Here is a 24,025-nt window from a genome sequence, read left to right as displayed (position 1 = left end):
AGTCACCGGGCGGCGGCCTGAATGTAGGTGGCCGAGCGCGGCTGCGACGGCAGCCCGACGACGGGGACCTGCGGCGTGCCGATGGCCCCGGCCAGCCACGGCAGCGATGCGGCGAATGCGTTGGAGGCGAACGGCCAGTCGTGTGTCCCGGGCTGACTGACGACGGCGCAGGGGATCCCGTGCGCCGAGCCCAACGCGCACAGCGCGTCGGCGGCCTTGGCCTGGTCGCTGACCTTGGCCACCCTGGTGTTCGACGGCGCGTTGTTCACGTCGAACCAGCCGGCCAGACCCCGGTATTGGCCGTGCCGGGTGATGACCGTGGCGGGATCGAACGCGTCCCATGCCGCCTTGTTTCCGCCGAACAGCCGGTCGATGGTCTGCGCCTTGTTGCCCGAGTTGGGCCCGATGTCACCGGCGATGTCGACGAACGCGCTGAACAGTTCGGGATGCATCACCGACACGTCGACGGCACACGTACCGCCCATCGACCAGCCCACCACACCCCAGTTGGCGGCCAGCGGGCTGACACCGTAGTGGGCGTTCATGTAGGGGATGACGTCCTTGGTGAGGTGATCGGCGGAATTGCCGCGCGGCCCGTTCACGCATTCGGTGTCGTTGTTGAAGGCGCCGCCCGGGTCGACGAACACCAGCACCGGCGCATAGCCCCGGTGGGCGCGGGCGAATTCGTCCAACGTGTTCACCACGTTGCCGGCTCGCATCCAGTCGGCCGGGGTGTTGAACTCGCCGCCGATCATCATGACGGTCGGCAGCTTCGGCGCCGGGTTGCTCATGTACCAGGCAGGCGGCAGGTAGACGTATTCGCCGCGGTGCTTGAAGCCCGAGGCGGCATTGCCGATGTCCACCGGCACCACCGTGCCGCGCAGGGGAACGGTCCCTTCCCGCTGCATCGCCGCGACAGTCACCTGGTCTGTCTGGTCGGGCAGCGGACCCGCCGTCATCTGGTTCCACGCCGTCTGCACCCACGGGAAATATCCGACCCACAGGTTCAGCGCCAGCGCCGCGCACAGCAAGCTCATCGGGACCGCAAGCGTCGACACGCCGCGCCGCCACCAGCGGCTGCCGCGCCACCCGGCCAGCAGGACCACCACCGCCGCGCCGGTGATCGCCACCCACACCCACAACGACCTGGGCGCGGGGTTGCTCCGATCGGAAATACCTTCGCTCCGGATGTACCAGTACGTGCCGAGGGTCAACACGCCGCCGACACCTGCGGCCACCGGCAGCCAGATCGACCACCACCGCCGGTTGCGCAATCCGAGCGCCGCGATCAGCACGATTGCGGTCACGACCTGCACTGTTACCGGGACCCAGCCGTGCATCAACGACAGATGGTGGGTGAAGGTCACCAGCCAATCCTGATCAAAGATCCTTGTGATTGCCTGTGAGCGGCCTGCTAACGGGGTTTGGCCAGCGGGAACGGCAGTGTTTCCCGGATGCTGCGTCCGGTGATCAGCATGACCACCCGGTCGACGCCCATGCCGAGGCCGCCGGTCGGGGGCATGGCGTACTCCATCGCCTGCAAGAAGTCCTCGTCGAGCTCCATCGCCTCAGGGTCGCCACCGGCCGCCAGCAACGATTGTTCCTGCAGGCGGCGGCGCTGTTCGACGGGGTCGGTGAGCTCGCTGTAGGCCGTGCCGAGCTCGACGCCCCAGGCCACCAGATCCCAACGTTCGGCCACGCCGGGGATGCTGCGGTGGGGCCGGGTCAGTGGGGATACCGAGGTGGGGAAGTCCTTGTAGAAGGTCGGCTCGGTGGTGCGGTCCTCGACGAGATGCTCGTACATCTCCAGCACGACCGCCCCGGCGTCCCAGTGACTCAGGTAGCCGATGTCGGCGGCCTTGCAGAGCTTTCGCAGAGTATCCACGTCGGTCTCGGGGGTGATGTGCTCGCCGAGGGCCTCGGAGATCGCGTCGTGCACGGTCTTGACTGGCCACTGTCCGGAGATGTCCACCGGCTCGAGCCCGCCGTCGGCGCGTGGTCGCAGGAACACCTGGGCGCCGTTGGCGGCCTGCGCGGCGTTCTGGATCAGTTCGCGGCAGCCGTCGATCCACACGTTGTAGTCGGCGTGCGCCTGGTAGGCCTCCAGCAGGGTGAACTCGGGGTTGTGGCTGAAGTCCACCCCCTCGTTGCGGAACGCCCGCCCCAACTCGAAGACGCGCTCGACGCCGCCGACGCAGAGCCGTTTGAGATACAGCTCGGGCGCGATCCGCAGATACAGGTCCAGGTCGTAGGCGTTGATGTGGGTGAGAAACGGCCGGGCATTCGCGCCACCGTGGATCTGCTGCAGGATCGGCGTCTCGACTTCAAGGAAATCCTTGGCGTACAGCGTCTGCCGGATGGCCTGCAGAGCGCCGCTGCGGGCCCGGATCAACTCCCGGGCCTCGGTGTTGACGGCCAGGTCCACGTAGCGGGCCCGCACCCGGGCCTCCTGGTCGGTCAGCCCCTTCCACTTGTCCGGTAGCGGGCGAAGGCATTTGCCGATCAAACGCCACTTCTCGACCAGCAGTGAGCGGGTTCCGTTGCGGCTCTGGCCCATCGTGCCGGTCACCTCGATCAGGTCACCGAGGTCGATCGCGGCGGTGAACTGTGCGGTGCCACCGTCGAGGCGCGAGTCGTCCAGCAGCAGTTGGACTTCGCCCGACCAGTCGCGCAGCTGCGCGAACAGCACGCCGCCGTAGTCGCGGATGCGCAGTACCCGCCCCGCCACGCTGAGCTCTTCGGAGTCGTCGGCCGCCACTGCCTCGGCGACGGTATGGGTGGGCGCCTGGCCGACGGGGTAGGCCTCGACACCGCTGTCCTGCAGCGCCTTGAGCTTGGCCATGCGCACCCGGACCTGCTCGGGCAGGCGGGTCGGCTCCGTACCGCCGGGCGCGTCCGTCGCGAGATCGCGGATGTCTGGCGCACTTCCGTCGCGGTGTAGTCGCCCGGACTCCACCAGGTTCGCCGGCGCGGCGACATGCTCACCCGTGTGCTGCTTGTTGCGTCGCGAGAACGGCAGCACCAGAAAGCCTTCGGCGATCACCGAGGCGACGCCGACCCGGGGGATCAGCCGGGCTTCCTCGTAGCAGGCGTAGCGCGGGACCCATTCGGGTTGGTACTTCATGTTCGACCGGTACAGGGTCTCCAGTTGCCACCAGCGGGAGAAGAACACCAGCAACCCGCGCCACAGCCGGGCCACCGGCCCCGCACCCAGCTGTGCGCCCTGTTCGAACGCCGAGCGGAACATCGCGAAGTTCAGCGAAATACGGGTTACGCCAATGGTTTCGGCCTGCATGCACAGTTCGCTGACCATCAGTTCGATGGTGCCGTTGGGGGACTGGGGGGAGCGCCGCATGACGTCGAGTGAGACGCCGTTGGCGCCCCACGGCACCAACGACAGCATGGCGACCACGGCATCCTTCTGGCCGTCGTGCTGAATCGCCTCGACCAGCAGGCAATCACCGTCAGACGGGTCGCCGAGCCGCCCCAGTGCCATCGAGAAGCCGCGTTCGGTCTCGGTGTCGCGCCACGCGTCGGCGTTGCGGATCACTTCGGCCATCTCGGCGGCAGAGAGCTCGCGGTGGCGGCGGATCCGCACCGAGGCGCCGGCGCGTTTGGCGCGGGTGACGGCCTGGCGCACGCCACGCATTTCCGGCCCCGACAACCGGAACGACTCCGGGTGCAGGATGGCCTCGTCACCGAGTTGCAGCGCGTTGAGACCCGCAGCGCGGAACGCTTCGGCGGCAGTCGAACTCGCGCCCATCACGCCCGGTGCCCAACCGTAGGTCTGGCACAACCGCAGCCACGCGTCGATGGCCTGCGGCCAGGCCTTCGGATCGCCCAGTGGATCCCCGCTGGCCAGGCACACCCCGACCTCGACGCGGTAGGTGATCGCGGCGCGACCACTGGGCGCGAACACCACCGACTTGTCTCGGCGGGTGGCGAAGTACCCCAGCGAATCGTTCTTCCCGTAGAGCTCGAGCAGGCCGCGGATCGCGGACTCGTCCTCACCGGTGAGCGCGTTGGCCGCGCGTTGCGACTGAAACAGCACCACCGCGGCGGCCATCAGCGCCAGGGCGCCGAACAAACCGAACACCGCGTTGAGGAGCGGGTGCGAATACCCCTCGAACACCTCGGTGGGCACCGTCGCGAAGCCGCTGACCCGGTTGATCGCGTAGGGCAGCCGCGAGCTGGTGTCGAGCGTTCCCGGGAACAAGGTCAACAGACCCCACGCCGCCAGGATGCCGATCGCCATGCCGGCCAGCAGGACCACGGCCGACTTGACCAGGGCGCCGCGCCGGACCTTGGCCCAGAACTGCTTTCGCGCCAGCACCAGGCACACGATGGCGGTGACGTGGAACGCCATGCCGATCATCTCGCCGGCCTCGTCGGCCATGGTGTCGCCGCCGGCGACCAGGTCGCCCAGGTTCCAGCCGATGGCGCCGACCATGTAGAGGACCAGGATCCACCACGCGATGCGCTTGCGGGCTGCCAGCGCAGCAGCCAACAGGGTCAGGACGAAGGCCCAGGCGAAGCTCGTGTCGGGGAAGTTGAAGAGGTAGTCGTTGACGAACTCCCGGGGCACCTTGATGATCCAGCGCACCAGGGGAGAGACGCTCGCGATGAGCGACAGCGTGGCGATGACGCCGACGGTCCAGCCCGCGGCGGCCGGGACCCAGGAGAATCGGCTGGTTGGCCGTATCGGCGTACGACTGGTGCGGCTGAGAACCGTCATATGCCCGGAGGATAGGCGGTCAACTTGGAAAGTTGATGGAACACCGGCCGCGCCGGAGGAGCGTCGTCGTTCACCAGACCGGGCCCGTGTACTTCTCACCGGGGCCGTTGCCCGGCTCATCGGGCGCAGCGCTGGCTTCTCGGAACGCCAGTTGTAGGCTCTTGAGGCCGTCGCGGACCGGGCCGGCGTGCGGCCCGAGGTACTCGGCCGAGGCGGTCACCAGACCGGCCAGCGCGGTGATCAGTCGGCGGGCCTCGTCGAGATCGCGGTGCGGGCTCTCGTCGGGATCGGGCGCCGACAAGCCGATCTTCTCGGCGGCGGCGCTCATCAGCATGATCGCCGCGCGGGTGATCACTTCCACCGCCGGGACCTCAGCGAGGTCACGAACGGCGGAGCCGGTCAGATCGCCTGAGCCCTGCTCCTGCGCTGCGTCGGGCGTTACTGTCGGATCGGTCATACCTGGTAGAGTGTCATGCGCGACCGTCCCGGCGTACGCCAGGGACAGTAAGTGGAGTCCCACTCCCACCGTTGGCCACACTGGTTCAGCGGTCCGGTCACCAGCATCCCAGGATGCCGGTTCTGCGCCTCAGTATTGAGGCACGGGCGGTGAAAACCGTGATCGGTCGGCTTGGGCCCTGCTATGAGCAGGGCTTTCGCTCTTTTGAGCGCTGGTGGCGTGGGCTCCTGAAGTGGACAACATAGGAGGCCCCATCAGCACTGAGACCCGCGTCAACGAGCGCATCCGCGTACCCGAAGTCCGCCTGATTGGACCAGGTGGTGAGCAGGTAGGCATCGTGCGCATCGAAGACGCCCTCCGCGTCGCCGCGGATGCCGATCTCGACCTTGTAGAAGTAGCCCCGAACGCCAGACCGCCGGTCTGCAAGATCATGGACTACGGCAAGTACAAGTACGAGACGGCTCTGAAGGAGCGCGAGTCTCGCAAGAACCAGCAGCAGACCGTCGTCAAGGAACAGAAGCTCCGTCCCAAGATCGACGATCACGACTACGAGACGAAGAAGGGCCACGTGGTCCGCTTCCTCGAAGCCGGATCGAAGGTCAAGGTGACCATCATGTTCCGCGGACGTGAGCAGTCGCGGCCCGAACTGGGTTACCGCCTGTTGCAGCGGCTGGGCGCCGACGTGGCCGAGTACGGCTTCGTCGAGACGTCCGCCAAGCAGGACGGCCGCAACATGACGATGGTGCTGGCCCCGCACCGCGGCGCGAAGACTCGCGCCAAGGCGGCGGAGCAGGCCGAGCGTCCTAGCGGGCAGCAGGCCGCACCCGAAGAACCAGACGTTTCACAGAACTAGATTCAACACAGAACTGAGGACTCATGCCCAAGGCGAAGACCCACAGCGGTGCCTCCAAGCGGTTCCGCAAGACCGGTACCGGCAAGATCGTGCGGCAGAAGGCCAACCGGCGCCACCTGCTCGAGCACAAGCCGAGCAAGCGCACCCGCCGGCTCGACGGTCGTACCGTCGTGGCCGCCAATGACACCGGTCGTATCAACAAGCTGCTCAACGGCTAAGACCGCCCTCACCCGTACCGAACGAGAATAGGAACACCCCATGGCACGCGTGAAGCGCGCACTCAACGCCCAGAAGAAGCGGCGTACAGTCCTCAAGGCCTCCAAGGGCTACCGCGGCCAGCGGTCCCGCCTGTACCGCAAAGCCAAAGAGCAGCAGCTGCATTCGCTGACCTACGCCTACCGGGACCGGCGCGCCCGCAAGGGCGAGTTCCGCAAGCTGTGGATCTCCCGCATCAACGCCGCGGCCCGCGCGAACGACATCACCTACAACCGCCTGATGCAGGGCCTCAAGGCCGCCGGTGTCGAGGTGGACCGCAAGAACCTCGCCGAGATCGCCGTGAGCGATGAGGCTGCGTTCGCCGCGCTGGTCGAGGTCGCCAAGGCCGCCCTTCCCGAGGACGTCAACGCTCCTTCGGGTGAGGCCGCCTGACCATCAGTCCGCTCACCGAGCGAGCTGATCGCGTCGCCGCAGCCGTTAAGCTGCATCGCGCCGTCGCACGTCGCCGCGCCGCACGCTTTCTCGCCGAAGGTCCCAACCTCGTCGAGTCAGCGCTGCGGCGCGGACTCGTTTCCGAGGTGTTCGCCACGGCGGCGGCAATCGACCGGTTCGCCGATCTGCTCGCCGACGCCCCGGTGTACGAGGTGACCGAACGTGCGGCAAAGGCGTTGTCCGACACCGTCACACCGGTCGGTCTCGTGGCGGTGTGCCGGCTCCCGGACGTGTCGCTCGACGATGTGCTTGCCGCCACGCCGCGTCTGATCGCGGTCGCCGTGCAGCTCTCCGAGCCGGGCAACGCCGGGACCCTGATCCGTGTTGCCGACGCGATGGGCGCCGACGCGGTGATCCTGGCGGGCAACGCCGTCGACCCCTACAACAGCAAGTGTCTGCGCGCGTCGGCGGGCAGCATCTTCTCCATCCCTGTGCTCAGCGAAACCGACGAGTCGGCGACAGTGGCACGGTTGCGTGCCGCGGGGCTGCAGGTGCTTGCCACCACGGTCGACGGCGAGGTCAGCCTCTCCGCCCCTGAGTTCGAGCGCGCTCTGGCTGCACCGACCGCCTGGCTGTTCGGGCCCGAAGCCCACGGGCTGCCAACGGGTTTAACGGCGATGGCAGATCACCGCGTGCACATCCCGATGGCAGGCAAGGCCGAAAGCCTCAACATCGCCTCGGCCGCGTCGATCTGCCTGTACGAGAGCGCGCGGGCAGCGGCCCGTTCTCAGCGCGAGTTCCCTGCGCGAGCAGACACGTAGGTCCGCGACACGCCGGCGTTCCGGGACCCAGGTGTCTGCCCGCGGTTCAGATGGCCAGCCAGATCAGGCCGGCCGCTGCGAAACCCACGACCGACAGGATCGTCTCAAGGACCGTCCAGGTTTTCAGGGTGTCCTTGACCGACATGTTGAAGTAGCGCGACACGATCCAGAACCCGCCATCATTGACGTGGCTGGCGATGATCGATCCTGCGGACACCGCCACCACGATCAGCGCGATCTGGGCGGGGCTGTAATGCCCTGCGCTGATGGAGGTCTCGATGATGCCAGCGGTGGTGACGATCGCGACGGTCGCCGAGCCCTGCGCGATCCGCAGCGCGCAACTGATCAGATAGGCCGACAGGATCACCGGCAGCCCGACCTCGGTCATCGAGTCGGCCAGGGCCTTGCCGATCCCGGTGGCGCGCAACACGGCCCCGAAGAACGAGCCGGCCCCGACGACCAGCAGGATCATCCCGACGGGACGCAGCGACGCCGCACTGATCTTGGCGAGATCGGGGGCCGAGATGCCCCGTCGGATTCCCAGCAGATACAACGCCAGCAGCACCGCAATGGTCAGCGCGATGGCCGGGGTGCCGATCAGGGTGAGCGTCGACCGCAGCCGGCCCTCTTTCAGCACCACATCCGACACGGTCGCCGCCAAGATCATCAGCATCGGCGCCAGAATGATGAACGCGATGAGGCCAATCGACGGCGGATTTGCGGTGTCGGCCTCTTCCTCTTCGGGGATCAATTCGTCAGGCACGTCGACGAGCACGCGTTTGCCGATCCACGAGCCCCACACCACGCCGCTGACGAACCACGCCGGGATACCGCACGCCAGCCCCATGATGATGAGCCAACCGAGGCTCACGTGCAGCAGTCCGGCCGCGGCGACCGGACCCGGATGCGGCGGCAAGAAGGCGTGTGTCATCGACAGGCCGGCCAGCATCGGCATCGCGTAGAGCACCAACGACTTTCCGCCGCGTTTTGCCGCTACGTACACCAGTGGCGCGAGGATGAAGATGCCGATGTCGAAGAAGATCGGGATCCCCAGAACCAGTCCGGTGACACCCATCGCCAGCGGAGCGCCCTTGGGGCCGAACAGGTTCAGCAGCCGGGTGGTCAGCACGTCGGCGCCGCCGGAACGTTCGAGCATGGCGCCCAGGACCGTACCCAGCCCGATGATCACGGTGATATGGCCGAGGATGCTGCCGAAACCCTTCTCCAGCAGCGAATCCCCGGATTTGGCAGGCGTGCCGACCAGATCGGCCACCGAAATACCGGCGACCAGGGCGACCGCGATGCTCACCACGATCAGGGCGATGAACGGTTCCAGCTTGAGCTTGATGATCAACGCCAGCAGCAGCGCGATGGCGACCACGGCCAGCGTCAGCAGTCCGGCGGTGTCGTGCTGCAGCCAGTGCACCATGGTGGTCATGCCGGCCTAGCTGCCCATCGCAGCGACGAAACTTGCGGCGCGGCTGGTGATTTCGGCCCAATTGCCCGCGGCGACCTCGGTGGGTAGCACCACACCGGTACCGGCAGTGACCGCCAACGCGCCCGCGTCGAGATAGGCCCGTGCGTTGTCGGCGTTGATGCCGCCCGACGGCACGAGGTCGACGTCGGGATACGGGCCGTGTAGATCGGACAGGTACTTCGGGCCCATGCTGCTGGCGGGGAAGATCTTCACGGCCGTGGAACCGAGGTCGACGGCTTGTGCCACCTCGCTCGGGGTGAGTGCGCCGAGGAACACCGGGACGCCGGCCGCCACGGCCACTTCGGCGACGGCGGGCCGAAGCCCGGGCGTCACCAGAAATGCGGCTCCGGCGTCGATCGCTGCCGCGGCCTGGTCGCCGGTCATCACTGTGCCGACGCCCAGCAGGATGCCTGCTCGCGCGACCGCGTCTGCGCAACCTCGTATGTGATCGAGCACATTGGGTGTGGTGAAGGTCAATTCGACGGTGCGGATGCCGCCTGCGGCGAGCGCGTGGCACAGGTCGGCGGCGTCGGGAATGTTGTCGGCCCGCACCACGGTCAGCACCCGGTCGGCCTTGAGCGCATCGAGTTCGTTCATCGAGTTCCTCCGTCTGGGTGGCGGCGCAGCGATCGTCCTGCCGTCGCTCCGGTGAGTTCCCCGTCGTCCAGCGCCAATTGGCCCCGCACGAACACGTGGGTGAATCCCGCGGCGGCTTGCCGCGGCTGGTCGTAGGTCGCCGTGTCGGCGACCGTGTCGGGATCGAACAGCGCCAGGTCGGCGGCGAAACCCCGGCGAACGAAACCCCGGTCGGTCAACCGCAACCGACGTGCCGGCCGTCCGCTGAGGTGGCCGACGCATTCCTCCAGCGACATCAGCCCGAGGTCGCGGCAGTAGTGACCGAGATAGCGCGCGAAGGTGCCCCATGCACGGGGGTGCGGTTTCGCGCCGACCAGCAGCCCGTCGCTGCCTGCGGTGTGCCGGGGATCTCGCATGATGGCTTGTACGTTCTCCTCGTGTCCGACGTGTTGCAGGATTCCACTGCCGAGTTGGTCCCGGTGCAGAATGTCGATGCACACGTCGAACGGTTCGCGACCCTCCGCCGCCGCGATGTCCGCAATTGTCTGTCCCACATAGTGATTCAACGACGGGCTCTGTACCCCGCTGATCTCGATGGTGTTCCACTCTGCGGTCACCCCGTGACACCCGTCGGATCCGGTGACCTCAAGATGCTCGCGAATGCGGGCCAGCGCAGCAGGATCGGTCAAGCGCGCCAGCGTGTCCCCGGTGCTGCCCGCCGACGCCCAGCTCGGCAGGATCGCCGACAGCGTGGTGGCGCCGGGCAGGTATGGGTAGGTGTCGAGGCTGACGTCGGCGCCCGCCGCGGCTGCGGCGTCGAGCATCGCCAGCAACTCAGGAGCGCGGCCCTTGTTCGGGCCGAAGTTCAGGGTGGCGTGCGCGAGGTGCAGAGCGCACCCTGACCGGATGGCGAGGTCGATCATCTCCGCATAGGCCTGCAGCGCACCCGCGCCGTAGGAGCGGTGGTGGGGGGAGAAGTACCCGCCGTGGGCGGCCACGGTGCGGCACAGGGCCAGCAGCTCGGCGTTGTCGGCGTACATGCCGGGGGTATAGGTCAGGCCGAGGGACAGGCCGACGGCGCCCTCGGTCATCGCCTGACCCACGATGCGCTGCATCTCGCTGATCTGCGCGTCCGACGCCGGCGTGTCATCCCAGCCGACGGCAAGCGCGCGCACCACACCGTGCGGGACGAGATAGGCCGCGTTGGTGGCGATTCCGCGATCGAGCCGGTCGAGATACTCGCCGACCGAACGCCAGTCGAAGTCGAAATCGGCCGGATCGGAATTCCAGCCCGCGATCTTGCGCCGGACGACGGCCAGCACCTCGGACGTGACCGGGGCGTAGGACAGCCCGTCCTGCCCGAGCACCTCGGTGGTCACCCCTTGGGTGATCCGCGACGGATGGGCCGGGTTCAGCAGGACCTGCAGGTCCGAATGGGCGTGCATGTCGATGAATCCCGGCGCCAGGACCAGCCCGGCCGCATCGATCACCCGGTCCGCGTCGGCCGGGCCGTGACCATCTCGGTCGATCTCGGCGATGCGGTCGCCATCGACGAGAACATCGGCCGAATACCGTGGCGTCTCAGTGCCATCGACGACGGTGGCGGCGCGGATGAGGGTGCGCATCGGATCAGAAGTAGGTGCGGATGAGGTCGACCACGGGCGGATCATCGCTGTCGTCGGCCAGGACCGGGATCCAGCGCCACTTGTCGAAGGCCGTGCACGGGTGCGAAAGACCCAGCCGCACAACGTCACCGACGCGCAGATCTGAGTCCGGTGGGAGGCGCAGGAATGCGTGCTGGTCGTTGACCGCGGTGATCGTCGCATCGGCGAGCGGGCGGGCCGGAGCTCCGAGTTCTGCGGCGACGAGCTGTGGGGTCGGCAGTCCCTCGTCGAACGGGACGTCGCGCTTGCCTGCGTCGAGCAGCGCCAGGCCGGGTTCGGGCCGCGACACCACCCGGGCCCACGTATGCATCGCCGACCGCAGCTGATAGTGGTGTTCCGGGTCGCGCGCGAACGGTGTGATCCCGGTGTAGAACCCGTCATCGTGGATGATCGCCGCCCCGGCGCGGACCACCACATGGGTTCGCCCACCGGCCAGCGGCGCCAGGACCTCGGCGACAACATCGAAATACGCACTGCCGCCGGCGGTCACATACACCGGACCGTCGGGTGGGTAATGCCCCGCGGTCTCGATCCGGTTGTGCAAGGCCGCCATGTCCTGCAGGTAGGTACGCACCCGCGCGAGCGATTGCGCCGAGGAATCGTGTGCCAGCGCGCCCTCGTAACCGGACACGCCTGCCACCCGCAGCACCGGGCTTGCCGCGATCCACTCGGCGACTGCCGTCGCCTCATCGACCGAGCGTGCCCCGGTTCGTCCGCCGGTCGCACCCAGCTCGACGAGTACCGGGATCGGCCGGGGAACGGGCACGTCGGTGAGCGCGCGCTCCATCGCATCGATGGTGCCGGGGGAGTCGGCCCAGGTGAGCACCTCCAGTTCGGGGTGCTCGGTCATCGCCTGGGCGAGCCACTGCAGTGCACCCGGATCGACCAGGGCATTGGCCAGCTGGATGCGCTGCACACCGAAATGCACGCCCACCCGCACCTGGCTGGCCGTCGCCAACGTGACTCCCCACGCGCCGCTGCGAAGCTGCCGATCCCACAGCACCGGCGACATGGTGGTCTTGCCGTGCGGGGCCAGTTCGACACCACGGTCGGCGCACCACTGCGCCATGGCGGCCACGTTGGCCTCGAGGGCCGAATCGTCGAGCGTCATCACCGGTGTCATGAACGACGACAGTCGTGGCCGGGTGGCCAGGAATTCTGCGGTGGTGAGACCGGCCGCCGAAGCGGGCAGCGCTTTGTCCAGTACGGACAGCCGCTCGGCCGCCATGACCTGCACTGCCTGGGCGTCCAGCGTCGGCTCGCTGCGCGTCGTCATCGTCAGTTCCCCTATATCGACCTGCTACGTTGCATATGGTGCAATGAGAGTTGCATAATTTGGTGTGACATGTCTAACATGACGCCGACGCCGCGTCAATCCTCTACCGACCGAAGGACGGCTGTGCAGGAACCGACCACAACCCCGGTCCGGGGTGTCGCATGCCTCGGTGAGCCGCTCGTGCTGACCGCTGACGCGAATTCGCACCTGGCCGGTGCTCAAGCTGGACTGCACCTGGCCGGTGCTCAAGCCGGACTGCACCTGGCCGGTGCTCAAGCCGGACTGCACCTGGCCGGTGCGGAAGCCAACGTGGCGGCGGGCCTCGTCGCCTGGGGCATCCCGGCCGCGTTCGTCGGCCGCCTGGGCGACGACGAGTTCGGCGCTCTGATCCGATCGGAACTGATCGCGCGCGGGGTCGACGTCTCCGCCGTCGAGATCGACCCGACCCGGCCCACCGGCCACTACTCCAAGGTCACCGCGCCCGACGCGACCGGCGAGCCGCAAACGGTCAGCCGCTACACCAGATCCGGTTCGGCGGCCTCGGCGATGACGCCGGCGTTCCTCGATTCGCCGGCCCTGGCGGCAGCCTTCGCGCACGCGTCGGTGGTGCACTGCAGTGGCATCACGGCGGCGCTGTCCGACACCTGCCTGGCGATGATGCGCCGGCTGCTGACCGACCGCCCGGGCATCACGGGGCGGGTGAGCTTCGACGTGAACTGGCGTGAACAGCTGTGGCCCGACGGCGACCCGGCGAAGGTGGTCGACCTCGCCAACCGCGCCGACCTGGTCCTCGTCGGCGCGGACGAGGCGCTGCGCGTCATGGGCACGGCCGACCCGGCCGAGCTGCGCCACATCCTGCCCGCCCCGAGCGCGCTGGTCATCAAAGACGGTGCCCGCCGGGCCATCGCCGTCGACCGCGCGGGCGCCACGATCGTCGTTCCCGCGTTGAGCGTCGAGGTGGTCGAACCCGTCGGAGCCGGTGACGCGTTCGCCGCAGGCTTTCTCAGCGGGATCGTGCGCGGCGAGGACACGGCCACCTGCCTGCGGCGCGGCCACCTCGGTGCGGCGGTCACCCTCACCGTCGTCGCCGACTCGGCCCCGCCACCGCCAGAAGCGCTGGCCCGGCAACTGCTCAGCTGCTCGGAACGGCAATGGGCGGCCACAACCGTCACCGCATCGGGCATTTCGGTGCAGGACAGGGTCTGATCCGTGAGCCAGAGCCTCGGCCGCGCCCTGCACCTGCTGATCCACCTCGGTGGCGGTCCGGCCACGCTGGACGAACTCGCCGCGGCGACCGACGTGCACAAGACGACCGTGTTACGTCTGCTGCGCACCCTGGCCGACGAGCGGTTCGTCTACCGCGACCACGACAACCGCTACCACCTCGGGTCACGGATCTTCGAGCTCGCCGAATACGGCGCCGACCAGCGCGAGATCCGGCAGATTGCCTCGCGTCACCTCGTCGAGTTCAACCGCACCTACGGCCGCACCACACACGTCGCCGCGATGGAAGGCGACAGCGTCGTCTACATCGACAAACTCGAATCGCACGACCTCATCAGGATGTACTCACGAATCGGCTTGAGCGCCAACCTGAATTCCACCGCGGTGGCCAAGGTGATCCTGGCCGACCTTCCCGATGCCGAGCTGCGGCCGATCGTGGCGGCCATGGACTTCACCAAGCGCGCCGCCAACACCATCACCACTCCCGAGGCGTACCTGCGCGAGATCGAATCCGTCCGGGCCCAAGGTTGGGCCCAGGATCGCGAGGAGAACGAGCCGTCGATCAACTGCATCGGGGTTCCGGTTCGCGGCGCGTCCGGCAAGGTCGTCGCTGCGGTGTCGGTATCGGTGCCCGAGGTGGTGCTGCCGTTCGACCAGTTGCTCGAGCTGCTCGAGCCGCTGCAGGCGGTATGCCAACGGATCTCCGCCGACTGCGGCTATCGTCCGCGCCCATGAACCCATCACCGGGAAGCACGAAAAATGAGAGGTATCAACATGTCTGACTCACAGGTCGTCCGCACCGACGGCGCTCCGGCGCCCGCCCACACCTTCAGCCAGGGCATCCGCAAGGGTGGGCTGTTGCAGGTTTCCGGCCAGGGCCCGATGGACCCCGCGACCAACACCTACATCGGCGAGGGCGACGTCAAGGCGCAGACCCGCCGCACCCTGGAGAACGTCAAGGCGATCCTCGCCGCAGGCGGCGCGGGGGTCGACGACGTGCTGATGTTCCGGGTCTACCTCACCAAACGCGAGGATTTCGCCGCCATGAACGAGGTCTACGGCGAGTTCATCGCCGAGAACGTCAAGTCCGACCAGCTGCCGTGCCGGACAACGGTATTCGTCGATCTGCCGCACGAAGTGATGCTGGTCGAGATCGACGCGCTCGCTGCCGTCGGCTAAGCCGCGCTGGTCCGGTGGTGGGCCGGCTTCCGTGCCGGCCGCAGCACCGACAGCGAGAACGTCGTGTGCACCAGCGAACCCGCCCGGTCGAGCAATGTCTTGCGGTGCGGCAGATAGTGCATCGGCATACCGCGGCGATCTCGTGGCGGGGCCGTGAAACTCGGTGCTTCGACCAGTGGCGCGTCGGCCGGGATCTTGCCCGACGCGCGCCGGTAGGCCGACAACGCCCGCGGATGCAGCCTGATCTCGTCGGGCACGGCCACGAAGGCCAGCTCGACGAGCTTGCCGAAGATCCGGAGCAGCACCTCGTCACCCGGGGTCCAGCGCATCCCCGCCTTTTCCCGCAACGTCGGATCGAACAGGCCTGCGGCGATCCACCGCTGCGCGCCCACCAACGGTCGGAACAGTTGGTCCCAGACCGGGGTGGGCATCAGGACGAACCACGGTTTCGGAATCCGGATGTTGAAGATGTCGAGCGTGGCGCGGTTGATCTCCAGCTCGTCGCGGCACTTGGCGTCCCAGTATTCCTGGAAGTCCTCCCAGGTCTCGGGTACGGGCCGCATGCTCATGCCGTACATGCGGTACCACTGCACGTGCTCGTCGAACAGTTGGCGTTTCTCGGCCTCGGTCAGCCCGCCGCAGAAGTACTCGGCGGTCTTGAGGATCAGCATGAAGAACGTGGCGTGTGCCCAGTAGAAGGTCTCTGGGTTCAGCGCGTGATAGCGCCTGCCCTCGGCGTCGACGCCCTTGATGGTGGTGTGGAAGGCCTTGATCTGCGCGCCGGTCGCCGCGGCCCGCTCACCGTCGTAGACGACGCCCATGATCGGGTACACCGACCGCGCCACCCGCTGCAACGGTTCGCGCAGCAAAATCGAGTGCTCCTCGACTCCGGCGCCCAGCTCGGGGTACATGTTCTGGATGGCGCCGATCCACACGCCCAGCATGCCCGTGCGCAGGTCGCCGAAGTATTTCCACGTCAGCGAGTCCGGGCCCAGCGGGTCCGACTCGGGGTTGGCTGCTCTCGCGGTCATCGTGTCCTCGTTGACTGTTCAATGACTCAGGCCTTGCGGTCTACCGCCCACGATAGTGATGACAACATGCGTTGTCTACGAACTCGCGGCGCGTCGCCGCGCAGTGTTATGCGGTGGAAATCGGCCCGCCGCACGGGTGTGACCAGCGCAGTCACCGGCACCGCCGGGAGTGTGAGCAAGCCTGCGCGCGGCGTGATTGCCGGTCCGCGCGAGCGCCACATACTCTTGCGCTGTGGATGGCGAATCGTTCGATGAACGATCCGGCCGCAACGGGGAAATCGATCAGGTGCCGGGTCGGTCCGGACCGGCTCAGGATCTGTCTGGCCCTCTGGGCTGGCTACAACGGACCAATCACAACCCCGCGCTGATCGGGTTGGTCCGCCGCGTCCGGCGCGCACTGCCGGGAGACCCCGACTTCGGGGACCCGCTGTCGGCTGCCGGCGAAGGCGGCCCACGTGCCGCGGCCCGGGTGGCCGACCGGTTCCTCGACCGCGACGCCGCGTCCCGTGAGATGAGCCTGGGGGCCCTGCAGGTCTGGCAGGCGCTGACCGAACGGGTATCGGGCACCCCGGCAAACCCCGAGGTGACCCTGGTCTTCACCGACCTCGTCGGCTTCTCGTCCTGGTCGCTGCGCGCCGGCGACGACGCGACGCTACGACTGTTGCGACGAGTCGCCCAGGTGGTCGAACCGCCGTTGCTGGAGGCCGGCGGCCACATCGTCAAGCGCATGGGTGACGGGATGATGGCGGTGTTCTCCGACCCGGTCGTCGCACTACGCGCCGTGATCACCGCGCTCGAAGCGGTGAATTCCGTTGAGGTGGAAGGCTATACACCGCGAATGCGGGTCGGTATGCACACCGGGCGGCCGCAACGCATCGGATCGGACTGGCTCGGCGTGGACGTCAATGTCACGGCCCGAGTCATGGAACGCGCCACCAAGGGCGGCCTGATGCTGTCGAACACCACGCTCGACCTGATTCCGGCCGACGAGCTGAGCGCCCAGGGGTTGACCGTCAAACGGCAACGGTGGCAGGTCTTTTCGCCTCGGCCCGACGGGGTGCCCGACGACCTGGTCATATACCGCGTGCGACTGCCCCGGCAGACGCTCGTCGACGAACCCGACGACCAGGGTGTGCCCGGCGGGTAACCCGCGCGTCGAAGCCGTGATGGGGACGCCCAGGCAACGGGTGTGTTGAGATCGTCGGGTGGAGATCGAACCGGGGGGACTGTTCGCCGGCTACCGGGTGTTGTCCGCACTCGGCGCCGGTGGCATGGGCACCGTGTATCTCGTCGAACATCCGCATTTGATGCGCCGTGAGGCATTGAAAGTGATATCGGCGTCGGTGGCGGACCCTGCGGCCAGGGAACGCTTTGTCCGCGAGGCACGTTCGGCCGCGGCCCTGCGCCACCCGGGAATCGTGGGTATCCACGATTTCGGCATCGAGGCCGGTTCGCCGTGGTTCACGATGGACTACCTGCCCGGCGTCGATTTGCAGGACGCCGGGCGTCTCGACGTCGGGGAGGCAGCGCACGTCATCGCCCGTGTGGCGGCGGCGCTGGACTATGCGCACAGTCGCGGTGTCGTGCACAGGGACGTCAAACCCGCAAACATCCTCATCACGCGGACCGATGCCGGCGACATCGATGACGTCGTCGTCCTGGATTTCGGCATCGCCAAAGCGCTCGACGAGCAGACCGGTCTCACGGGAACTTCTGTGTTCATCGGGTCGCTGGCATTTGGTGCGCCCGAGGCATTTCGCGGTGAGGTCGTCGGGCCGCCCGCCGATCAGTACTCGCTGGCGATGACCGCGTACCGGCTGGTGACCGGCGCACTGCCGTTCGCAGGAACCACACCTCATGAACTGATGCGGGCCCACCTGTTCGACGAGCCGCGACCGATATCGGCCGGCGACCCGAGGCTGGGACCGCTCGATTCAGTGCTGGCACGTGCGCTGGCCAAGGATCCGGAACACAGGTTCGCCACCTGCACCGACTTCGCCGACGCCTTGTCCGAAGCGATTCGGACCTGTCGCGCATCGACTGCGCAAACCCTGCGCGCGCCGCTGCCGCCTGTGCCCGAGTCGATCAACACTGCGGCGCATCCGACTGTCCTGGCATCACCGCCCGCCCCGGCGGCCCCGGCGAAAAAGCGGCGCCCGTGGCAGATCGGCGCCGCGATCGGGGCCGCTCTGGCCGTCGTGGTGGCGGTAGGCGTTGGGCTGACACTGGGGCTTGGCGGCCACGCCGCCGAGTCCGTGACGGCGTCCGATTCCTCGGCCAAGCCGCTCGGTTCCGTGGTGCCGAGCGTGGTATCGGCCGGTTGTGCCATCGCAGGCGGATCGGCGTTCTGCTGGGGCGAGAACAAGTACGGGCAGCTGGGGGACGGGTCGACCAAGAACAGCCCGACCCCGGTCGAGGTGGCAGGCCTGACGGGGGTCACGGCGATCGGCACGGGCGATGTGCACCGATGCGCGGTCGCCGACGGTAAAGCGTATTGCTGGGGCTACAACGGTGACGGCCGGCTGGGAACGGGGAACCTGGCCGATGGTGCCAAACCTGTCGAGGTGGTGGGGCTAAGTGGCGTCACTGCGATCAGTGCCGGATATGACCACACGTGCGCACTTTCCGATGGTCAGGTCTATTGCTGGGGCGTCAACCAATCAGGCCAGGTCGGCACTGGAAAGAACAGCGACAGTGAGATGTTGCCGGTGCGGGTCGCCGGCCTACCCGGTCCGGTGACGTCGATCTCTGCGGGTGCCCGCCGCAGCTGCGCGGTCGCCAGTACCCAGGTGTATTGCTGGGGACAGAATCTCGACGCATCGTCGGATCCGTCCACCGAGGACCCGAGTCCGGTGATCGTGGCGGGTCTGGACCGCGTCAGCGAGGTGAGCGTCGGAACCGACCACGTCTGTGCGCTGGCGGGCGGTGTCGTGAGCTGCTGGGGAAACAACGACATGGGACAAATTGGCGTCGGGTCCGAAACCCCGCGGTCGGCGACCCCGATCGCAGTGCCCGGAATCACGCAGGCGACGCAGGTCAGCGCCGGAGGGGGATCGAGCTGCGCCGTGGTGGCCGGAGCTGCCTACTGCTGGGGCTTCGGCGGTAACGGTCAGTTGGGCGACGGCGTCGGGGGCGGGACATCGCCTCCGGTGCGGGTGACCGGTCTCGGCGATGTCACCCAAGTTGCCGTCGGAGGCAACTTTGCTTGCGGACTGGCGGGCGGGGTCGCGTACTGCTGGGGTGTCGGCGACGACGGCCAGCTCGGCGACGGTTCGCAGAAGAACAGCTCGGTACCGCAGCGGGTCGCCCTCGCGCGGAGCTGATCGCGAAATATCGATCACATATGATCGGCATTTGCGTCACACCGGTGCCGCAGACATCAAGGAGGCAGTCGCCGCGTGGGTGACGAGAAGGATTTGTCCGCCGCCGCGCTCGACGACGCGGTGAGCGCGGCCCAGAAGGCATTCGATGCGGCCTGCGACCTCGACGCGCTCGCCCGCGCCAAGACCGAGCACCTGGGGGACCGGGCGCCGATCGCACTGGCCCGGCAGGCGTTGGCGACGCTGCCGAAGGAAGACCGCGCCGACGCCGGCAAGCGGGTCAACGTTGCTCGCGGCGACGCGCAGCGCGCCTATGACGAGCGGTTGGCCGTGTTGCGGGCCGAGCGTGACGCCGCGGTCCTGGTGGCCGAGCGGATCGACGTGACCCTGCCGTCGACACGTCAGCCCGTGGGCGCCCGGCATCCCATCACCATCCTGGCCGAGAACGTCGCCGACACGTTCGTGGCGATGGGTTGGGAGTTGGCTGAGGGACCCGAGGTCGAGACCGAGCAGTTCAACTTCGACGCGCTGAACTTCCCGCCCGACCACCCCGCCCGCAGCGAGCAGGACACCTTCCAGATCGCTCCGGATGATTCGCGTCAGGTGCTGCGTACACATACCTCGCCCGTGCAGATCCGCGCCCTGCTGGAACGCGAACTGCCGGTCTACATCGTCTCGATCGGACGGACCTTCCGGACTGACGAATTGGATTCCACCCACACCCCGGTGTTCCATCAGGTCGAAGGGCTCGCGGTGGACAAGGGCCTGACGATGGCTCACCTGCGGGGCACCCTCGACGCGTTCGCGCGGGCCCAGTTCGGGCCGGAGGGCCGCACCCGGTTCCGGCCGCACTTCTTCCCGTTCACCGAGCCGTCGGCCGAGGTCGACATCTGGTTCCCCGACAAAAAGGGCGGACCCGGCTGGGTGGAGTGGGGCGGCTGCGGCATGGTCAACCCGAATGTGTTGCGTGCCTGCGGTATCGACCCCGACGAATATTCGGGCTTTGCCTTCGGAATGGGATTGGAGCGAACCCTGCAGTTCCGCAACGGGATTCCCGACATGCGTGACATGGTCGAGGGCGACGTGCGCTTCTCGCTGCCGTTCGGGGTGGGCGCCTGATGCGTATTCCATACAGCTGGTTGCGAGACACGGTCCGCGCCGGCGCGCCGGGTTGGGACGTGTCGGCCGAGGAGCTCGAGCAGACCTTCATCCGCATCGGTCACGAGGTCGAAGAGATCATCCCGGTCGGGCCGGTCAGCGGTCCACTGACCGTCGGTCGCGTCGCGTCCATCGAGGAACTCACCGAGTTCAAGAAGCCGATCCGCGCCTGCACGGTGGACGTCGGTGAGGCTGAGCCCCGCGATATCATCTGTGGTGCAAGGAATTTCGCAGTCGGTGATCTGGTGGTCGTGGCACTGCCCGGTACCACGCTGCCCGGCGACTTCACCATTGCCAAACGCAAGACCTACGGCCGCACGTCGGACGGCATGATCTGCTCGGCCGCCGAGCTGAACCTCGGCACCGACCACAACGGCATCATCGTGCTGCCGCCCGGCACCGCCGAGCCGGGCACCCCGGCCGCGGAGCTGCTCGGCCTCGACGACGTGGTGTTCCATCTCGCGATCACCCCGGACCGCGGCTACTGCCTGTCGGTACGCGGCCTGGCCCGCGAGATCGCCTGCGCGTACGACCTGGACTACGTCGACCCGGCCGATGTCACGCCGCTGCCCGCCGAGGGTGAGGCGTGGCCCCTGACCGTGCAGCCGGGCACCGGCGTGCAGCGGTTCGGGCTGCGGCCGGTCACCGGTATCGACCCGGCCGCGGTATCGCCGTGGTGGCTGCAGCGTCGCCTGCTGCTCAGCGGTATCCGGGCCATCTCGCCGGCCGTCGATGTGACCAACTACGTCATGCTCGAGCTCGGTCATCCGATGCATGCCCACGATCGCAGCCTGATCACCGGCGGTTTCGACGTGCGGTTCGCCCGCGACGGCGAGAAGGTCGTGACGCTCGACGACGTGGAACGCACGCTCAACTCGGCCGACGTGCTCATCGTCGACGATGTTGCCACCGCTGCCATCGGCGGCGTGATGGGTGCGGGCACCACCGAGGTTCGCGACTCCACCACCGACGTGCTGCTGGAGGCCGCGGTGTGGGACCCGGCCGCGGTGTCGCGCACGCAGCGGCGCCTTCACCTGGCCAGTGAGGCCGGCCGGCGCTACGAACGTTCCGTCGACCCGGCGATTTCCGTTGCGGCGCTGGACCGGTGTGCGGCCCTGCTGGCCGAGATCGCAGGCGGCACCGTCGAGCCGACCCTGACCGACTGGCGCGAGGACGGCCGCACTGACTGGTCGCAGCCCGCCATCGAGATCCCCGCAGACCTGCCCGACCGCACCGCCGGTGTCGAGTACGACGCGGGCACGACAGCGCGTCGTCTGACCCAGATCGGCGCCGAGGTGACCGGCACCGAGACTCTCACCGTCACCCCGCCGAGTTGGCGACCGGACCTGCGCCAGCGCGCCGACCTGGTCGAGGAGGTGCTGCGCCTCGAGGGGCTCGAGCGGATTCCGTCGGTGCTGCCGACGGCGCCTGCCGGACGTGGGTTGACTGCCGCACAGAAGCGTCGCCGCGCGATCGGCAAGTCGTTGGCGCTGGCCGGATTCGTGGAGATCCTGCCGACGCCGTTCCTGCCTGCCGGAGTGTTCGACGCCTGGGGTCTGGCTGCCGACGATCCGCGCCGCAACACCACCAAGGTGCTCAACCCGTTGGAGGCCGACCGCCCGCAGTTGGCCACCACCTTGCTTCCTGCGTTGTTGGAAGCATTGGCGCGCAATGTATCTCGTGGAACGTCCGATGTGGCGCTGTTCGCCATCGCGCAGGTGGTGGAACCGACCGAGCAGACCCGCGCCGTCGAGCGCATCCCCACCGACCGCAGGCCCACCGACGACGAGATCGCCGGGCTCGACGCCTCGTTGCCGCACCAGCCGCAGCACGTCGCCGCGGTGCTGACCGGCCTGCGTGAGCCTGCCGGACCGTGGGGCCCCGGCCGGCCCGTCGAGGCAGCCGACGCCTTCGAGGCCGTGCGAGTGATCGGCCGGGCGATCGGCGTGGACTTCACGCTGCGTGCGGCGCAGGACCTGCCGTGGCATCCCGGCCGCTGCGCCGAGGTGGTCGTCGGCGACGCCGTCGTCGGCCACGCCGGTCAGCTGCACCCGGCGGTCGTCGAACGCACCGGATTGCCCAAGGGCACCTGCGCGGTCGAGTTGGACCTCGACGCCGTCCCGATCGTCGAGACGCTGCCAGCGCCGAAGGTGTCGCCGTTCCCGGCGGTGTTCCAGGACATCAGCGTGATCGTCGGTGACGAGACCGCCGCGGCGAGCGTGGTGGACGCGGTCCGTGACGGAGCCGGTGAGCTGCTCGAAGACGTCAAGCTGTTCGACGTGTACACCGGACCGCAGATCGGGGAGGGCCGCAAGTCGCTGACCCTGGCCCTGCGTTTCCGGGCCGCCGATCGCACGCTGACCGAAGACGAGGCCAGTGCCGCGCGTGACGCCGCCGTGGCCGCTGCGGCCGAGCGGGTCGGGGCCGTCCTGCGCGGCTGAGGTCCTCGGGCGAGCAGACACTTAGGTCCGCGACACGCCGCTGTTCGGGGACCTTGACGTCTGCTCGCCATTAATGAGTTTGCATCTGACTGCATAACAATGCAGAATCGCTGCATGACGTCTGTAGCGGTGGCAGGCGCCAGCGGCTACGCCGGTGGCGAGATCCTGCGATTACTCCTCGGCCATCCTGCGTATGCCGACGGGCGCTTGACCATCGGCGCGCTGACCGCCGCGGCAAGTGCCGGAACCACCCTGGCCGAACATCACCCGCACCTGCTGCCGTTGGCATCGCGGGTGCTCGAAGCCACCGATGCCGAGGTTCTGGCCGGCCACGACGTGGTCTTTCTCGGCCTGCCGCATGGACATTCGGCTGCCCTGGCCGAACAACTCGGCCCCGACACACTGATCATCGACTGCGGAGCGGACTTCCGGCTCACCGACGCCGCGGCGTGGGAGAAGTTCTACGGATCGGCCCACGCCGGCAGCTGGCCCTACGGGCTGCCCGAACTGCCCGGCGCCCGGGAGAAGCTGCGTGGCACCAAGCGCGTCGCGGTACCCGGCTGCTATCCGACCGCCGCGCTGCTGGCGCTGCTGCCGGCCGTGGCGGCCGACCTGGTTGACCCTGCGGTGACGGTCGTCGCGGTCAGCGGCGCCTCGGGGGCCGGCAAGTCGGCCAAGGTGGACCTGCTCGGCTCCGAGATCATCGGGTCGGCGCGGGCCTACAACATCGCTGGCAAGCATCGGCACACTCCCGAGATCGCCCAGGGTTTGCGGGCGGTGACCGACAAGGACGTCACCGTGTCGTTCACCCCGGTGCTGATCCCGACCGCACGGGGCATCCTGGCGACCTGCACCGCGCGGACCACCGCGACGGAATCCGAGATCCGGGCGGCCTACGAAAAAGCTTATGGTGCCGAGCCTTTCATTCATCTTCTGCCCGAAGGGCAGCTGCCCAAGACCGGCTCGGTGATCGGCAGCAACGCCGCTCAGCTGGCCGTGGCCGTGGATGCCGAGGCGCAGACGCTCGTCGCCGTCGCCGCCATCGACAACCTCACCAAAGGCACCGGCGGCGCGGCCGTGCAGTCGATGAACCTGGCGCTGGGGTGGCCGGAAACCGAAGGACTATCGATCGTGGGAGTGGCACCGTGAGTTCTGCACAGTCAGC

At 68.0% G+C, this 24,025-nt stretch carries 20 protein-coding genes; 12 read left to right on the top strand and 8 right to left on the bottom strand.

From position 1 onward, the window contains the following. Positions 1–2 precede the first annotated feature (2 nt). The 3 genes from BST13_RS13535 to BST13_RS13525 all read right to left on the bottom strand — a co-directional run bounded on the left by BST13_RS13535 (position 3) and on the right by BST13_RS13525 (position 5,192). Entirely contained in the window at positions 3–1,340 is a 1,338-nt protein-coding gene (locus BST13_RS13535) for an alpha/beta hydrolase (protein ID WP_245839605.1), read from the bottom strand. Positions 1,341–1,414: 74 nt separating this feature from the next. Beyond that, on the bottom strand, positions 1,415–4,735 hold the full coding sequence (lysX, locus tag BST13_RS13530) for a bifunctional lysylphosphatidylglycerol synthetase/lysine--tRNA ligase LysX (RefSeq protein ID WP_083164546.1): 3,321 nt from the start codon (positions 4,733–4,735) through the stop codon (positions 1,415–1,417). Positions 4,736–4,805: 70 nt separating this feature from the next. Then, a complete protein-coding gene (locus tag BST13_RS13525) occupies positions 4,806–5,192 on the bottom strand; it encodes a DUF1844 domain-containing protein (protein ID WP_083164545.1) in 387 nt (128 codons plus the stop codon). Between the two features lie 253 nt (positions 5,193–5,445). On the opposite strand from BST13_RS13525, the gene infC reads away from it, so the two are divergent. From infC to BST13_RS13505, 4 genes are read left to right on the top strand one after another with little or no spacing between them, the layout of a single operon-like run. Beyond that, on the top strand, positions 5,446–6,045 hold the full coding sequence (infC, locus tag BST13_RS13520; RefSeq protein ID WP_170064291.1) for a translation initiation factor IF-3: 600 nt from the start codon (positions 5,446–5,448) through the stop codon (positions 6,043–6,045). A 23-nt stretch (positions 6,046–6,068) separates the two neighbouring features. Further along, positions 6,069–6,263 carry a 50S ribosomal protein L35 gene (gene rpmI, locus BST13_RS13515; RefSeq protein ID WP_062830509.1) on the top strand — a complete coding sequence of 65 codons (195 nt, stop codon included), beginning with the start codon at positions 6,069–6,071 and terminating at the stop codon, positions 6,261–6,263. Between the two features lie 40 nt (positions 6,264–6,303). Beyond that, positions 6,304–6,693 (top strand): 50S ribosomal protein L20, encoded by a 390-nt coding sequence (gene rplT, locus BST13_RS13510; RefSeq protein WP_083164543.1) that lies wholly within the window; start codon positions 6,304–6,306, stop codon positions 6,691–6,693. 2 nt (positions 6,694–6,695) lie between these two features. Beyond that, positions 6,696–7,514 (top strand): TrmH family RNA methyltransferase, encoded by an 819-nt coding sequence (locus tag BST13_RS13505; RefSeq protein ID WP_083164542.1) that lies wholly within the window; start codon positions 6,696–6,698, stop codon positions 7,512–7,514. 46 nt (positions 7,515–7,560) lie between these two features. Here the strand turns inward: BST13_RS13505 and BST13_RS13500 are convergent, their stop codons facing one another. Genes BST13_RS13500 through BST13_RS13485 form a run of 4 tightly spaced genes read right to left on the bottom strand, consistent with a single transcriptional unit; the run spans position 7,561 to position 12,507 of the window. Continuing rightward, complete coding sequence (locus BST13_RS13500; RefSeq protein ID WP_083164541.1) at positions 7,561–8,952, bottom strand: GntP family permease; 1,392 nt, start codon at positions 8,950–8,952, stop codon at positions 7,561–7,563. Between the two features lie 6 nt (positions 8,953–8,958). Continuing rightward, positions 8,959–9,588 (bottom strand): bifunctional 4-hydroxy-2-oxoglutarate aldolase/2-dehydro-3-deoxy-phosphogluconate aldolase, encoded by a 630-nt coding sequence (locus tag BST13_RS13495; protein ID WP_083164540.1) that lies wholly within the window; start codon positions 9,586–9,588, stop codon positions 8,959–8,961. Next, complete coding sequence (locus BST13_RS13490; RefSeq protein WP_083164539.1) at positions 9,585–11,192, bottom strand: N-acyl-D-amino-acid deacylase family protein; 1,608 nt, start codon at positions 11,190–11,192, stop codon at positions 9,585–9,587. Before BST13_RS13490 ends, BST13_RS13495 begins: the two co-directional genes overlap by 4 nt. A 4-nt stretch (positions 11,193–11,196) precedes the next feature. Continuing rightward, positions 11,197–12,507 carry an amino acid deaminase gene (locus BST13_RS13485; protein WP_083164538.1) on the bottom strand — a complete coding sequence of 437 codons (1,311 nt, stop codon included), beginning with the start codon at positions 12,505–12,507 and terminating at the stop codon, positions 11,197–11,199. 123 nt (positions 12,508–12,630) lie between these two features. On the opposite strand from BST13_RS13485, the gene BST13_RS13480 reads away from it, so the two are divergent. Genes BST13_RS13480 through BST13_RS13470 form a run of 3 tightly spaced genes read left to right on the top strand, consistent with a single transcriptional unit; the run spans position 12,631 to position 14,910 of the window. Further along, positions 12,631–13,713 carry a sugar kinase gene (locus tag BST13_RS13480; protein WP_083164537.1) on the top strand — a complete coding sequence of 361 codons (1,083 nt, stop codon included), beginning with the start codon at positions 12,631–12,633 and terminating at the stop codon, positions 13,711–13,713. A gap of 3 nt (positions 13,714–13,716) precedes the next feature. Then, entirely contained in the window at positions 13,717–14,466 is a 750-nt protein-coding gene (locus BST13_RS13475) for an IclR family transcriptional regulator (protein WP_083164536.1), read from the top strand. Positions 14,467–14,505: 39 nt separating this feature from the next. Further along, entirely contained in the window at positions 14,506–14,910 is a 405-nt protein-coding gene (locus BST13_RS13470) for a RidA family protein (protein WP_083164651.1), read from the top strand. Here the strand turns inward: BST13_RS13470 and BST13_RS13465 are convergent. Further along, positions 14,907–15,941: an oxygenase MpaB family protein gene (locus BST13_RS13465; protein WP_083164535.1), complete on the bottom strand. Its 1,035-nt coding sequence runs from the start codon at positions 15,939–15,941 to the stop codon at positions 14,907–14,909. The genes BST13_RS13470 and BST13_RS13465 overlap by 4 nt on opposite strands. 232 nt (positions 15,942–16,173) lie before the next feature. Between BST13_RS13465 and BST13_RS13460 the strand changes: the two genes are divergently transcribed. The 5 genes from BST13_RS13460 (at position 16,174) to argC (ending at position 24,009) form a co-directional block, all read left to right on the top strand. Continuing rightward, a complete protein-coding gene (locus tag BST13_RS13460) occupies positions 16,174–17,088 on the top strand; it encodes an adenylate/guanylate cyclase domain-containing protein (RefSeq protein ID WP_083164534.1) in 915 nt (304 codons plus the stop codon). Positions 17,089–17,146: 58 nt separating this feature from the next. After that, positions 17,147–19,264, top strand: a complete 2,118-nt coding sequence (locus BST13_RS13455) for a protein kinase domain-containing protein (protein WP_083164533.1) — start codon at positions 17,147–17,149, stop codon at positions 19,262–19,264. Positions 19,265–19,339: 75 nt separating this feature from the next. Further along, the gene (gene pheS, locus BST13_RS13450; RefSeq protein ID WP_083164532.1) at positions 19,340–20,380 is read left to right on the top strand and encodes a phenylalanine--tRNA ligase subunit alpha; all 1,041 of its coding nucleotides are present in this window, start codon (positions 19,340–19,342) and stop codon (positions 20,378–20,380) included. Beyond that, positions 20,380–22,860 (top strand): phenylalanine--tRNA ligase subunit beta, encoded by a 2,481-nt coding sequence (gene pheT / locus BST13_RS13445; protein ID WP_083164531.1) that lies wholly within the window; start codon positions 20,380–20,382, stop codon positions 22,858–22,860. Before pheS ends, pheT begins: the two co-directional genes overlap by 1 nt. 99 nt (positions 22,861–22,959) lie before the next feature. Continuing rightward, positions 22,960–24,009 (top strand): N-acetyl-gamma-glutamyl-phosphate reductase, encoded by a 1,050-nt coding sequence (gene argC / locus BST13_RS13440; protein ID WP_083164530.1) that lies wholly within the window; start codon positions 22,960–22,962, stop codon positions 24,007–24,009. Positions 24,010–24,025: the final 16 nt, after the last annotated feature.

The sequence above is a fragment of the Mycobacterium aquaticum genome (assembly GCF_002086485.1).
Classification (GTDB): Bacteria; Actinomycetota; Actinomycetes; order Mycobacteriales; family Mycobacteriaceae; genus Mycobacterium; species Mycobacterium aquaticum.
The sequence above is the reverse complement of the archived record's forward strand: the minus strand, read 5'-3'. Positions and strand labels throughout refer to the sequence as shown.